We start from the raw sequence: 12,600 nt of genomic DNA, 5'->3' as shown, positions 1-12,600 counted from the left end.
CACGTCGAGCAGGTCGCGCATCGGCGTGTCGAGCCACACGGGCACGTTGCGGTCGAGCAGCGCACGGCGCAGCCCGCCGATCAGCGCATTGCCGAGCGTCAGGCGCCGGTCGCGCCGCGTGCGGCGGCGCATCCCGATATCGAGCCAGTAGCGGCCGAACTGCGCGATCGCGAGCTTCATGAAGCCGGGGCCGCGCGAGAACAGCGTGTGCGCCTCCTTCGACGTCACGGCCACGCGCCCGCCGATCAGCGTGCCGGGCGACGCCGGCCGCAGCCGGTCGAATTCGTCGCCGAGGAGCCCCCCGTCGAACGGCATCGGATCGAGCGCGCGGTAGCCCGGCATCGCGCCCGGCACCTTCTGGAAATAGTCCGCGTACTTCGGCAGCGACTGGTAACGCACCGGCGTCTGCGACTCCAGGTAGCGCAGCATCTCCGGCGCGCGGTCGAGATAGGTGTCGATCTTCTCGGGCGTCGATTCGCCGGCCACGCACGCTTCGATGTAGCCGCGCGCGGCCTCGCGCGAATCGGTCACGCCCAGCTCGGCGATATGGTGATTGCACGGCACCCAGATGCCGCCGCCCGAGACCGCCGACGTGCCGCCGTACAGCGCCGTCTTCTCGATCACGACGACGGACAGGCCGCGGTCGGCCGCGCGGCACGCGGCGAGCAGCGCGCCCGCGCCCGAACCGACGACCACCACGTCGAACACGTATTGCTGTGCTTGCGGGTCGTTCATCGCGTCTCCGTCAGATGAAGAAGTCGGTGTTCTCGCGGCCGAGCATCACGGCGCCGAGGTTCTGGCCGAAGCGGTCCACGTTGTTCGCGTAGTGCGCGCGGGCCGCATGCAGGTCGAGGAAGCGGCGCACCAGCGGATTGCGGTGATAGATGCCGTTGCCGCCCGCATAGCGCAGCAACGCGTTCGCCGCCTGCGCGCAACGCTCGGCGACCTGCGCGGACTGGTAGCGGAAATGCACGCGGCGCTCGATCGACACGGCCGGGCCGCCGGTGACCGACGCCATCAGTTCCGCGAAATTGCGCTTGAGCAGCACCTGCATCTCGTCGATCGCGACGGCCGCGTTCGCGCACGCGTTCTGCGCGCCCGGATCGTCGGTCGTCTTCGCGCCGCTGTTGGCCGACACGCGCGTCGCCGCATAGCCGGTGAAATCGTCGAGCGCGCCCTGCAGCGCGCCGATGCACGACGTGCACACCGCGCGCACGAAGATCTGCGCGAACGGCAGCTTGAACAGCGGCGCATCGTTGACGGCAAGGCCCGGGCTCGTGCCCATCATCCCGTCGATTGCCTTGTGCGTGCGGTACGCGGGCACGAACACGTCGTCGACGACGATGTCGTGGCTGCCCGTCGCGCGCAGGCCGAGCACGTCCCAGTCCTGCTGGATCCGGTAATCGGATTTCGGCAGCAGGAAGGTGCGGTATTCGGGCGGCTGGCCGGCAACGGCTGCCGGCACCAGCGCGCCGAGGAACACCCATTCGCACAGTTCGCTGCCGCTCGAGAACTTCCAGTGGCCCGACAGGCGGAAGCCGCCGTCGACCGGCGTCACGCGGCCCACCGGCATGTAGGTCGACGCGATTAGCGTCGCCGGGTCGTTGCCCCACACGTCCTGCTGCGCGCGCTCGTCGAACAGCGCGAGCTGCCAGTTGTGCACGCCGACGACGCCGTACACCCACGCGGTCGACATGCAACCGCGCGCCAGCGCCATCTGGATGTCGAAGAAGGCCTGCGGATCGAGCTCGTAGCCGCCGTAGCGCTTCGGCTGCAGCACCTTGAAGAAGCCGGCGGCCTGCATGTCGGCGATCGTCTCGGCCGGGATGCGGCCCTGCGCTTCCGCCTGCGCGGCGCGGCCGGCCAGCGTCGGCGCCAGTGCCTCGGCCCGGGCGATCAGCGTGGCGGCCAGTGCGTTCGAATCGTTGTCGCGATGCACGAATGTCTCCTGTGAAGCGGGTGATGCGCCGCGGCGCGTGCCCCGCTCTCGTTCAAAGTTGTTCGGCGCGGCCTGGCCGCGGGCGATGCTCGCCACCACCGATGGTCGGCTTCGCACGACCGCGCCGCATCGTCCGACCGGACGGGACGACGGGCGCGGCCCGGTGCATCACGCGCAGGCGCGCTCCTTCTCCTTGTTGAAGAACGGGATCACGTGCTCGCCGATGTTGCGGATCGTCTCCATCTGCGCCTCGTGCGGCACCGTGCCCATCTGGCACAGGAACAGCACCTCGTCGACGCCGGCTTCCTGCAGGCGGCCGACATAGCCGATGCAGTCGTCCACCGTGCCGTACGCGTGGTTCGGGTTCATCATCGCAAGCGCCGGATCGGCGAAGTTCACGACGACTTCCTCCGAGGCGAAGCGCGAGCGGATCACCATCTCGCCGGTGTCGGCCTGCACGAGGTCGTCGCCCCACTTCGCCGGGTCCGGACGCTCGCCGCCCGTGTACCAGTACGCGAGCGATTCCATGAAGTAGCGCTGGCCGCGGATGCCGATCTTGCGGGCGGCCTGGCCGTCGGCCATCACGACCGTCGGGCACAGGGCGGCAAGGTGCTGGGTCGGGCGGAAGCCGACCTGGTCTTCCGGCTTGCGGTTCGCCCACGCTTCGCGGTACACCGCGTTCTTCTTCGCGACTTCGTCCGGGCCGCCGAAACCGAGCACCAGCGCGCCCATCCCGCGCTGGCCGGCGCGCAGCAGCGCGTCGGTGTTGGTACACGCGAGGTACATCGGCGGATGCGGATCCTGGAACGGCTTCGGGTGGATCGGACGCTTCGGAATCTTGATGTACTTGCCGTCGTGCTCGATCTCGTCCTGCACGAACATCTTCGGCACGAGGTACATCGATTCGTCGATCATCGGCTGCAGTTCGTTGAGGTCGTAGCCGAACGCGCCGGCTTCCTGCTGGCTGCCGCCCTTGCCGACGCCGAAGTGCACGCGCCCGCCGGACAGGATGTCGAGCAGCGCGACGCGCTCCGCGACCTTGATCGGGTGGTTCATCGCCGGCGGCAGGCACACGACGCCGTGGCCGAGGCCGATGCGCGTCGTGCGGCCGGCCAGGTAGGCGAGGAAGGTTTCCGGCGCGCTCATGTGCGCATAGTTGGTCAGCGACGTGTGCTCCACGCACCAGATCGTGTCGAAGCCGACCTGCTCGGCGAGCAGCGCCTGTTCGACCGTTTCCTTGAACACCCGGTGGTCGCCCTCGCGCGATGCGTCGGTGGTCTGGGCTTCGTAGATGAGGGAAAACTTCATTGCGTGCGTCTCCATGGTTGTTGGACGAGTCGGGTCGTGCAGCTCGCCCGCACGATACGGACGAAGCGCGACGGTCCACGAATGGAAGTGTCGGCGCGCCGGCTGGCGCGGGCATCATCTGTTCGGAGTAGCTGCGCGCCTGCGGGGACAGAGGGGTTTCACCGTCATCCGATCGGACTGCGTGAGCGCGCGAACGGCGCGCTAGCATCGAACGGCGGGCGCGTTGCGCGCACCGACCAACGACAAGGGAGAGAGGGAATGAAGGTATCGATGCTGCTGTACCCGGTCGACGACATCGACACGGCGTTGCCGCTGTTCGTCGACGGGCTGGGCCTGAACGTGAAATTCCGCGACGGCGACCGCTATTGCGCGCTCGACGGCGGCCCGCTGACGATCGCGCTGGTCGCGGGCGACGAGCAGATCGTCGAGCGCGCGGCGCTCACGCTGCGCGTGGACGAGGACGACGACCTGTATGCGGCGATGGCGCGTGTCGTGAAGGCCGGCGCGTCGGTGCGCGTGCCCGTGCAGGCCGGGCCGCACGAATACCGCGCGGTGCTGGAAGACAAGAACGGCGCGCTGCTCGTGATTTCGCAGAAGCGGTCCGCATGACGGCACGCGGCGTGGGCGTGGGAGTGGGCGTGGGTGCGGGCGTGGGTGCGGGCGCCGGGTGCGGGCGCGGGGTGCGGGTGCCGTGCGTGTAACGGTGCCGTTACGCGTCCGCGCCCGGCGTGCTCAGGTCGCTCGCTTCCAGCAATTCGAGCAGCGTGCGCGCCGGCTGGCTGAGCCGCTTCGCGGCCAGCGCGATGAATTCGATGTCGGGCAGCACGGGCAGCGCGTCGCCGTTGACCAGCGGCGCAAGCCCGCGCGTCGACAGATAATGCGACGTCGCGGTCAGGCCGAGCCCCGCGCGTGCGGCCGCGATGCAGCCCGGCTGGCTGCTGCTCGAACACACGACTTCCCAGCCGATCCCCTTCTCCGCGAGCGCGTTCAGGACGATCGCCCGCGTCACGCTCGGCTCGGCCACCAGCACGAGCGGCAGCGGCCGCTCCGGATCGACGACGGTGCCGGGCCGCGCGACCCATTCGAGCCGCGTGCGTAGCAGCGGCGTGCCGCGCCGCTCGCCGAGCCGCCGCTTGCCGATCATTAGGTCGAGCGCGCCCGCATCCAGCCCTTCATAGAGCCGGCTCGTCATGCCGGTGGTGATCTCCAGTGCGACGTCCGGGTGCGCGGCGCGAAACCCGGCCAGCACATCCGGCAACGCGACGAGTGCAAGGTCGTCCGGCGCGCCGAGCCGCACCAGCCCTTGCAGCCTCGGCTTGCGGAACTGCGATTCCGCGCGGTTGAGCGCCTGCAGGATCACGTTTGCATGCACGAGCAGCGCCTCGCCGTCGGCCGTCATCGCGATCGAATGCGTGTCGCGCACGAACAGCCGCCGGCCGACGCTCTCTTCGAGACGACGGATGTGTTCGCTGACGCTCGACTGGTTGAGCCCGAGCTGCCGGCCTGCTTCGGTAAAGCTGCGGCAGTTCGTGACGATCGCGAACGTGTTGAGCCAGACGGGATTGAGCATGGCGAATTGTCATCGGCATTGCCGATGACAGTCAACGTCTTCAGGCGGCTTCCCGATGACCATCGGAATCGGTACCATCGTGCGCTTGAAGACCGGCAGGCGCCGCGCAACCGCGCGAGACGCCACCCGCGCCGGCCTTTGCACCACCGATTTCGCCATGTCCCGGGAACCCACACACTCCGCGCTGCTCTGGATCGTCGCCGCTGCATTCTTCATGCAGTCGCTCGATACGACGATCGTCAACACCGCCCTGCCTTCGATCGCACAAAGCCTGCACGCGTCGCCGCTCGCGATGCAGCCGGTCGTGGTCGTCTATACGCTGACGATGGCGATGCTCACGCCGGCGTCGGGCTGGCTGGCCGACCGGTTCGGCACGCGCCGCGTGTTCTCGCTCGCGATTCTCGTGTTCGTGCTGGCATCGATCGGCTGCGCGGCATCGCATACGCTCGGCCAGCTCGTCGCCGCGCGCGCGCTGCAAGGCATCGGCGGCTCGATGCTGCTGCCGATCGGGCGGCTCGCCGTGCTGCGCCGCGTGCCGGGCGAACAATACGTCGCGGCGATCGCGTTCGTGTCGATCGCCGGCCAGCTCGGGCCGATCGTCGGGCCGACGCTCGGCGGCTGGCTGACGCAGGCGATTTCGTGGCACTGGGTGTTCATCGTCAACGTGCCGGTCGGCGTGGTCGGCTTCCTGGCCGTACAGCGCTACCTGCCGCACGACCAGGCTCAACAGCCGCCGCCGTTCGATTTCATCGGCTGTGCGCTGCTGTCGGTCGCGATGATCGCGCTGTCGCTCGCGATCGACCCGCCGATGCCCGCGCATCGCGCCGCGTGGGCGGCTGGGCTCGCCGTGCTCGGGCTGGCAAGCGCGCTTGCCTACCTGCCGCACGCGCGGCGGCGCGCGCAGCCGCTGTTCCGGCTCGGGCTGTTCCGCGAGCCGAACTTCGGTTCGGGGCTGCTCGGCAACCTGCTGTGCCGGATCGGCACGAGCTCGGTGCCGTTCATGCTGCCGCTGCTGATGCAGGTGCAGCTCGGCTATACGCCGCTGCAGTCGGGGCTGATGATGCTGCCGGCCGCGATCGCGGGCGTCATCGCGAAGCGCTGGATCGCGCCGCTCGTGAAGCGGTTCGGCTATGCCGCGTTCCTGGTCGTGAATACGGGGATCGTCGGGTGCGCGATCGCGGGGTTCGCGCTGGTGTCGGCGCGGCCCGCGCCGCTACTGGAAGGTGCGCTGCTGATCGTGTTCGGCGCAGCGAACTCGATGCAGTTCGCGGCGATGAACGGCGTGACGTTGAAGGGGCTGTCGCATGCCGACGCCGGCAGCGGCAACAGCCTGTTCACGATGATGCAGATGCTGGCGATGGGGCTCGGCGTGTCGATCGGCGGCGGCCTCGTCAACCTGTTTGCCGCCTATTGGGGCTCGATGGCGCACGGGTTCATGCTGTCGTTCACGTGCATGGGCGTGGTGACGCTGCTGTCGTCCGTCGTGTTCCGGCGGATCGATACGGCCGCGCCGCCGGCCAGTGCGGCAGCGCGCCCGTCCGCGTGAGCGCGGCCGTCAGTTCGCCTGGCGGCGCTCGACGACGCGCTTGAGCACCCAGCGGATCGACGAACCGTCGGCCGGCGGCTGCGCAACGTGGTATTCGTCGATTTCGAGCGTGTACAGGTAGCCGGGCTGGTACGCGAAACCTTCGATCCCGGCGTACCACAGGCTCCACGGCTCGTTGGGGCTGTTGCGCACCTGCAGGCACTCCATCGGCGCGACGCCCGTGCAGCGCGCGGATTGCGGCGCGACATACACGGTCTTGGTCACCGGCTTGCTGTCGGCCGGGCGCACCGCGTTCGGCGACGTGGCGACGGCGTCGGTCTGGCAACCGGCGAGGAGCGTGCTACCGGCAATGACGGCCGCGCCGAGCAGCGTTCTGGATGGGCGAATCATCTGATGTTCCTCAGGAAGCGTTGAGGGCCGATTAGAGGCCCCCTCAGCGAGAAAGTTCACAAATAGCTTACAGAAAGCGATCCGCCACGTTCATTCGTGGGATGTCGCGCGCGAGCCGATACGTTACCGTGATCCGGTTCAGCCGCGCGCATCGCCGCCGGCGGCTCGCCCGCGCACACCGGGCGACGGGGCCGAATCACGCCCGGTCGACCCGGTGGCCGCAACAGGAGACAACCCGAATGACCACGGCGCCCGCGGCCCTGCCGCCGCACCTTGCCCAATCGAAACTGACGCTCGAGCAGTTCGACGCATTACTCACGACAATCTACGAAGGCCCGCTCGAAGACGTGCCGTGGGGCGGCGCACTGGAGCAGATCCGCGTCCACCTGCACGCGAACTACGTGACGATGATCCTGCGCTGGCCCGCCAGCGGCCATGCGGGGCTGATGATCAATGCGTCCGGGCAGAATGCGCCGCTGTCGGGCGTCGCGTCGTACAACACCTACTACTACGCGCTCGATCCGTTCGTGAACCTGCCGAGCGATCGCGTCGTCACCGTCGACGAGCTGCTCGGCGTCGGCGTCTGGCGCAGCAGCGCGATGTATCGCGAGTTTCTCGAGCCGTTCGACGTCGGGCACCTGATGGGCGCCGACCTGCGCACGCCCGACGGCATCGAGTGCCGTTTCCGCGTGTGCCGCTCGCATCGCGACCGCGCATTTTCGGCGACCGACAAGGCCGTCTGCAATGCGCTGCTGCCGCACCTGAAGCGCGCGGTGCGGCTGCACGCGAAGTTCGGGATGGTCGAATCCGAGCGCACGCTGTACGCGAGCACGATCGACCGCATGCTCGTCGCCACCGCGATCCTCGACGAGCGCGGCACGGTCATGAAGACCAATTGCGTCGCGGACGAGATCTTCGCCGAATGCGACGGCCTGCGTGTGCGCGGCGACGCGCTCGAAGCGTCGTATCCGCTGGAGGATCGCAAGCTGCAGAAGCTGATCCGGCAGGTGCTTTCGGAACGCGCGGGCGGCGCGCCGTCGGTCGCGCAGGCGATCGCCGTGCCGCGCCCGTCCGGCAAGCCGCCGCTCGGCGTGCTGATCCGCGCGGTGCCGCTCAGCGAATGGTCGGAGGACAATCCGCGCCGGCCGGCGTGTGCGATCTTCATCCGCGATGCCGAGCGCAAGTCGCAGGCGTCGCACGACATCGTACGCAAGCTGTTCGACCTCACGCCGGCCGAAACCGCGCTGGCACTCGCGCTCGTCAACGGGCAGACGCTCGAGGAAGCCGCCGACGAACTCGCGATCAGCAAGAACACCGCGCGCTCGCATCTGCGCGCGATTTTTTCGAAGACGGGCGTCACGCGGCAGGCGACGCTCGTCAGGACGTTGCTGAACAGCGTGCTGTCGCTGGGGTGAGGCATTCGTGACGACGGCCCTGCCATCGAATCCGCCTAGTCCGTTTCAACGTCGAAGCACCGGCGCATGCCGCCTAACCTGTCTCTCCACTCAGCGCCACAGGAGACAGACATGGAAAGCTTCGCTGGAAAAGTTGCCGTCATGACCGGCGCGGCGACCGGCATCGGACGACAGGCCGCACTGTGCTTCGCCGAAGCCGGCGCGCAGGTCGCGCTGCTGGACACCGTCGTGTCCGCTGCCGAAGACGTCGCGCACGCGATCGAGCGCACCGGCGCCAGGGCGATCGTGCTGCGCACCGACGTCTCGCGCGCCGACGACGTGCGCGATGCGATCGACACGACAGTCGCCACGTTCGGACGTCTCGACATCGCCTTCAACAACGCCGGCATCGCGCCGCGCGGCGCGCCCGTCGCCGAATTCGACGAGGACGAATGGGATCGCACGATCGCCGTGAACCTGAAAGGCGTGTGGCTGTGCATGAAACACGAATGCCGGCACATGCTGTCATTCGGCGGCGGTGCGATCGTCAACACGTCGTCGATCATGGGGATTGTCAGCGGGCCGGGGCTCTCCGCGTATTCGGCATCGAAGAGCGGCGTCATCGGCCTCACGAAATCGGTGGCGATCGACTATGCGAGCCGCGGCATCCGCGTGAATGCGGTGTGCCCCGGCGGCATCGCCCATACGGCAATCACCGACCGCCCGGAAAACCGCGACGACATGGCGCGACTGACACAAGCCACGCCGATGGCGCGGCTCGGCGAGCCGCGCGACATCGCGGAAACGGTGATGTGGCTGTGCTCGCCCGCCGCGCGCTTCGTCACCGGTCAGGCGATCGCCGTCGACGGCGGATTTACCGTGTGGTGATCGTGTACCATCGGCGCTTCCCGATATGCTTGATCGCGCTGCGTTCGTCCGCCCGTTCACGTGCAAACGATCCGCACAGCGCCCTCCGCTTCGCATGACCTCACCCGTTCCGTCCGACACCGCGCTGCGCCCGCTGCCGATCGATGCGCTGACCGTGCCGGCCGCGCTCGACGGACGCACGGGCACCAACCGCTCGAACAGCGCGCATCCGCAGATTGCCGCGACCAACGACCTCGACGCGGTGCGTGCGTGGCTCGCCCGCTTCGTCGATACGCCGACCACGTTCCAGAACTACCGCAAGGAAGCCGAACGCCTGCTGCTGTGGGCCGTGATCGCGTGCGGCAAGCCGCTGTCGTCGCTCACGCACGAAGATCTGGTCGTCTACCGGCAGTTCCTGCTCGCGCCCGCGCCGGCCGAGCTGTGGTGCGCGAACGGCGGGCGCAAGCATCCGCGCGACGATCCGCGCTGGCGGCCGTTCTACGGGCCGCTGTCGGCGGCCAGCCAGCGGCAGGCATTGGTGATCCTGAACGTGATGTTCTCGTGGCTCGTGCAGGCCGGCTATCTGGCCGGCAATCCGCTCGCGTTGTCGCGGCAGCGGCAGCGCCGGCCCGCGCCGCGCATAACGCGCCATCTCGGGCAGCCGCTGTGGCAGTCGGTCAAGGATGCGATCGCCGCGATGCCGCGCGACGACACGCGGGCGGGCTTCCATGCGGATCGCGCGCGCTGGCTGTTCACGCTGCTGTATCTCGGCGGGCTGCGCATCACCGAAGCGGCCGATACGACGATGGGCCAGTTCTTCTGCCGGCGCGACGCGGACGGGCGCGACCGCTGGTGGCTCGACGTGACGGGCAAAGGCGGCCGGCAGCGGCTCGTGCCGGCCACCGACGAGATGATGGCCGAGCTGTCGCGCTACCGGCGCGCGCATGGCCTGCCCGCCTTGCCGTCCGACGGCGAACCCACGCCGCTCGTGCTGCCGGTTGGCCAGGCGCGCAAGCCGCTCACGCGCGCGGCGCTGCACCGGATCGTAAAGCAGGTGTTCCGGCACGCGGCCGACCGGCTGCGCGCGAACGGCGAAGCCGGCGAGCAGCAGGCGCGCGTGCTCGAACAGGCGTCCGCGCACTGGCTGCGCCACAGTGCGGGCTCGCATATGGCCGACGGACACGTCGACCTGCGGCTCGTGCGCGACAACCTCGGCCACGTGTCGCTGACGACGACGAGCCAGTACCTGCACGCGGACGACGACTGGCGGCATCGCGAGACGGAGGAGAAGCACCGGATCGGGTGGTAGGCGCGCACCGATCTGACGGGGCGCGGCTCGCGCAACGCGTTCGCGTTCGCGTTCGCGTTCGGTGCTCGGTGCTCGGTGCTCGGTGCTCAGTGCTCAGTGCTCAGTGCTCAGTGCTCAAGTTCGAGCCCGCCCAGGCCGCCGTTGCTGCGGCATTTCGCGCGGTCGCTTTTCTCCGGCACATCGATCTGCCCGCACATCACGTCGATACGCTTGCGATAGCTGTCGATCAGACACTGCGTCGTCGTGCAGCGGTTACGCGCCTTCAGCCATGCCTTCTGCGTCGCCATGAACTGCTCGTACTCGGGCGGATCTTCGACCGGATAGTTGCTGAAGTCGTAGAGCATGTGCTGGTAATCCGCGTTGAGCGCATCGTCGAGACGCGACAACGCCGGATTCCCGCAGATTTCGCGCTCCACGAACGTGGACGCCTTCGCGCAGTTGAACGACGCGGCGTGCGCGCCGGTCATGCCGGCCGCGACGGCCAGCGCAACAAGCCATGCTTTCATGTGGGTGCCGTAACGAAGAAAACGGCGGCCGCGAATCGGCTCGCCGTGACGGGCGAACGGGTATGCCCGTCGCCGCGCCCCGCGAGCTTAGGTCAACGCGCGTCGCATTTCAATCCGTTGCTCGCCATCCCGGCACCCTCGCCGCTCGGTACGTCGCATTCGATCAGTACACGCCCACCCAGTGCCCGGGCACCCACGCCCAGTGATTGCCGGCCCACCGGTAATGCCCCTTCGCCCAGCGATAGCCCGGTGCGGGCATTGGAGGCGGTACCTCGACGACGGGCGCCGGCTGCGGCGGCCGCACGGGTTCGACCACGCAGGCGGACATCAGCGCCGCACTGGCCGTCACCAGCATGGCAAGCGAAACGGATCGGATCTTCATCATCTTGCATTCTCCCTTTTGTGTAGTGGATGGATTCATCACCGAAGCGGCAACGCCGCGCGTCACGCGGTGCCGCGAATCAACCCGCTCATCGGCCGCGTCGCACCGCTTTCCGCGAACAGCGCTGACGCGGTACGGCGCGGATCGAGCCGCAGGCTTTCGGCTGCGGCGCCCGAGATCAGCGCGTCGAGCGACGCGGTCGGCTTCAGGTCGCGCCCTTCGTACAGGTCGCCCGGCCTCAATCCCGGCCAGTCGGCAATCACGCGGCCGCCGGCGACCGCGCCGCCCGCGAGCATCGCGACCGACGCCTGCCCGTGATCGGTGCCGCCGGTGCCGTTCGCGGCGGCCGTGCGGCCGAACTCGGTCGCGACCAGCACCGTGGTCTGCTGCCATGCCGGCCCGAGCCCGTCGCGCAGCGCGGCGAGCATCGTGTCGAGCGCCTTCAACTGATTCGCGAGCCGTGCGTTCTGCGCGCTGTGCGTATCCCAGCCGCCCGTCTCGATCATCGCGATGCGCGGGCCGTCGTCGCGCGCGAGAAACGTCGCGGCGAGCTTGCCGACACCCGCCGGGTCCTGCCGCGCGTGCGCATCGCCGGCGAGGCCGCGCGCGTCCATCGCCGATTGCCACAGCGGGTCGAGCTGCGCATCGGCCTCGTAGAGCGCCGACACGCGCGCGAGCAGGTCGTCCGGCGCGGCCGGCAAACCGGACGGCGCGTACGACGCGGCCTGCACGGTGCCGCGCAATGCGAGCGGCACGGTCGGCGCGAACGCGATCGCGTTTTCGCGCGTGGCCGGCAGCAGCGCGGCGAGCCGGTTCAGCCAGCCGTCCTTCACCTGGTACGGCGCGTGGCCGCCCGTCTCGAGCACGTTCTGGCCGTCGAAATGCGAGCGGTCGCGATACGGCGACGCGATCGCATGAACGAACAGCGCCTGCCCGTCGCGGTACAGCTGCGCGGTCTGCACGAGCGACGGATGCAGCGCGAACGTGCCGTCGAGCCGCGTCGCGGCCGACGTGTCGATCGCCAGCGGGCCGCGCAGCGACGCATACGCGGGCTCGGCATACGGCACGACGATGTTCAGGCCGTCGGCCGCGCCGCGCTGGATCACGAACACGAAGCGCCGATCGGTCTCGACGTTCGCGAACACGATCCGCGGCGCAACGAGGATCGCGCCTGCGCCGGCGGCAGCCACGCTCAGAAATTGTCGGCGGGACAAAGCCATGGTCATCTCCGTTGGAAATCGGGCGATACGAGCAGCAGCGCGAGCGACGTGGTCGCGCTTTCGGCGCGCGACAGCGCGGTCGCGGTCGGCGCGCTCAACGAACCGGCAAGCAGCGTGTTGCCGAGCGTGCGCGGGTCGAGCCGGTCGCCCGTGCGCGCGGCCAGCCGCT

13 protein-coding genes and 1 pseudogene are annotated in these 12,600 nt (G+C 69.0%); 5 read left to right on the top strand and 9 right to left on the bottom strand.

Annotated elements, in window-relative coordinates:
* The 3 genes from G3O00_RS33275 to G3O00_RS33265 form a co-directional block, all read right to left on the bottom strand.
* On the bottom strand, positions 1 to 735 hold a 735-nt coding region (locus G3O00_RS33275), incomplete at its 3' end, for an FAD-binding protein (protein ID WP_206145528.1).
* A gap of 10 nt (positions 736 to 745) precedes the next feature.
* Positions 746 to 1,939 (bottom strand): acyl-CoA dehydrogenase family protein, encoded by a 1,194-nt coding sequence (locus G3O00_RS33270; protein WP_174929488.1) that lies wholly within the window; start codon positions 1,937 to 1,939, stop codon positions 746 to 748.
* 168 nt (positions 1,940 to 2,107) lie between these two features.
* Positions 2,108 to 3,247 carry an LLM class flavin-dependent oxidoreductase gene (locus G3O00_RS33265; protein WP_011355016.1) on the bottom strand — a complete coding sequence of 380 codons (1,140 nt, stop codon included), beginning with the start codon at positions 3,245 to 3,247 and terminating at the stop codon, positions 2,108 to 2,110.
* 258 nt (positions 3,248 to 3,505) lie between these two features.
* Here G3O00_RS33265 and G3O00_RS33260 point away from each other — a divergent pair, with 258 nt between their 5' ends.
* Entirely contained in the window at positions 3,506 to 3,856 is a 351-nt protein-coding gene (locus G3O00_RS33260; protein ID WP_047903137.1) for a VOC family protein, read from the top strand.
* A gap of 100 nt (positions 3,857 to 3,956) precedes the next feature.
* Here the strand turns inward: G3O00_RS33260 and G3O00_RS33255 are convergent, their stop codons facing one another.
* The gene (locus tag G3O00_RS33255) at positions 3,957 to 4,817 is read right to left on the bottom strand and encodes a LysR substrate-binding domain-containing protein (RefSeq protein ID WP_011355014.1); all 861 of its coding nucleotides are present in this window, start codon (positions 4,815 to 4,817) and stop codon (positions 3,957 to 3,959) included.
* Between the two features lie 157 nt (positions 4,818 to 4,974).
* On the opposite strand from G3O00_RS33255, the gene G3O00_RS33250 reads away from it, so the two are divergent.
* Entirely contained in the window at positions 4,975 to 6,363 is a 1,389-nt protein-coding gene (locus G3O00_RS33250; RefSeq protein ID WP_174929489.1) for a DHA2 family efflux MFS transporter permease subunit, read from the top strand.
* Between the two features lie 9 nt (positions 6,364 to 6,372).
* Here the strand turns inward: G3O00_RS33250 and G3O00_RS33245 are convergent, their stop codons facing one another.
* Positions 6,373 to 6,753: a DUF4377 domain-containing protein gene (locus G3O00_RS33245; RefSeq protein WP_206145527.1), complete on the bottom strand. Its 381-nt coding sequence runs from the start codon at positions 6,751 to 6,753 to the stop codon at positions 6,373 to 6,375.
* 239 nt (positions 6,754 to 6,992) lie between these two features.
* On the opposite strand from G3O00_RS33245, the gene G3O00_RS33240 reads away from it, so the two are divergent.
* The 3 genes from G3O00_RS33240 to G3O00_RS33230 all read left to right on the top strand — a co-directional run bounded on the left by G3O00_RS33240 (position 6,993) and on the right by G3O00_RS33230 (position 10,323).
* The gene (locus tag G3O00_RS33240; protein ID WP_206145526.1) at positions 6,993 to 8,168 is read left to right on the top strand and encodes a helix-turn-helix transcriptional regulator; all 1,176 of its coding nucleotides are present in this window, start codon (positions 6,993 to 6,995) and stop codon (positions 8,166 to 8,168) included.
* A 111-nt stretch (positions 8,169 to 8,279) separates the two neighbouring features.
* Entirely contained in the window at positions 8,280 to 9,035 is a 756-nt protein-coding gene (locus G3O00_RS33235; protein ID WP_206145525.1) for a glucose 1-dehydrogenase, read from the top strand.
* Positions 9,036 to 9,129: 94 nt separating this feature from the next.
* On the top strand, positions 9,130 to 10,323 hold the full coding sequence (locus tag G3O00_RS33230; protein WP_206145524.1) for a tyrosine-type recombinase/integrase: 1,194 nt from the start codon (positions 9,130 to 9,132) through the stop codon (positions 10,321 to 10,323).
* Positions 10,324 to 10,430: 107 nt separating this feature from the next.
* Here the strand turns inward: G3O00_RS33230 and G3O00_RS33225 are convergent, their stop codons facing one another.
* The 4 genes and pseudogenes from G3O00_RS33225 to G3O00_RS33210 all read right to left on the bottom strand — a co-directional run.
* Positions 10,431 to 10,829: a lysozyme inhibitor LprI family protein gene (locus tag G3O00_RS33225; protein WP_174929492.1), complete on the bottom strand. Its 399-nt coding sequence runs from the start codon at positions 10,827 to 10,829 to the stop codon at positions 10,431 to 10,433.
* 163 nt (positions 10,830 to 10,992) lie between these two features.
* Positions 10,993 to 11,211 carry a YXWGXW repeat-containing protein gene (locus G3O00_RS33220; RefSeq protein ID WP_041493558.1) on the bottom strand — a complete coding sequence of 73 codons (219 nt, stop codon included), beginning with the start codon at positions 11,209 to 11,211 and terminating at the stop codon, positions 10,993 to 10,995.
* Positions 11,212 to 11,273: 62 nt separating this feature from the next.
* The gene (locus G3O00_RS33215; protein WP_206145523.1) at positions 11,274 to 12,437 is read right to left on the bottom strand and encodes a DUF1501 domain-containing protein; all 1,164 of its coding nucleotides are present in this window, start codon (positions 12,435 to 12,437) and stop codon (positions 11,274 to 11,276) included.
* Positions 12,434 to 12,600: pseudogene (locus G3O00_RS33210) on the bottom strand (DUF1800 domain-containing protein); the annotation flags it as partial. The gene G3O00_RS33215 and the pseudogene G3O00_RS33210, both read right to left, overlap by 4 nt.

The organism is Burkholderia sp. Ac-20384 (genome assembly GCF_017104605.1).
GTDB lineage: Bacteria > Pseudomonadota > Gammaproteobacteria > Burkholderiales > Burkholderiaceae > Burkholderia > Burkholderia lata.
The sequence above is the reverse complement of the archived record's forward strand: the minus strand, read 5'-3'. Positions and strand labels throughout refer to the sequence as shown.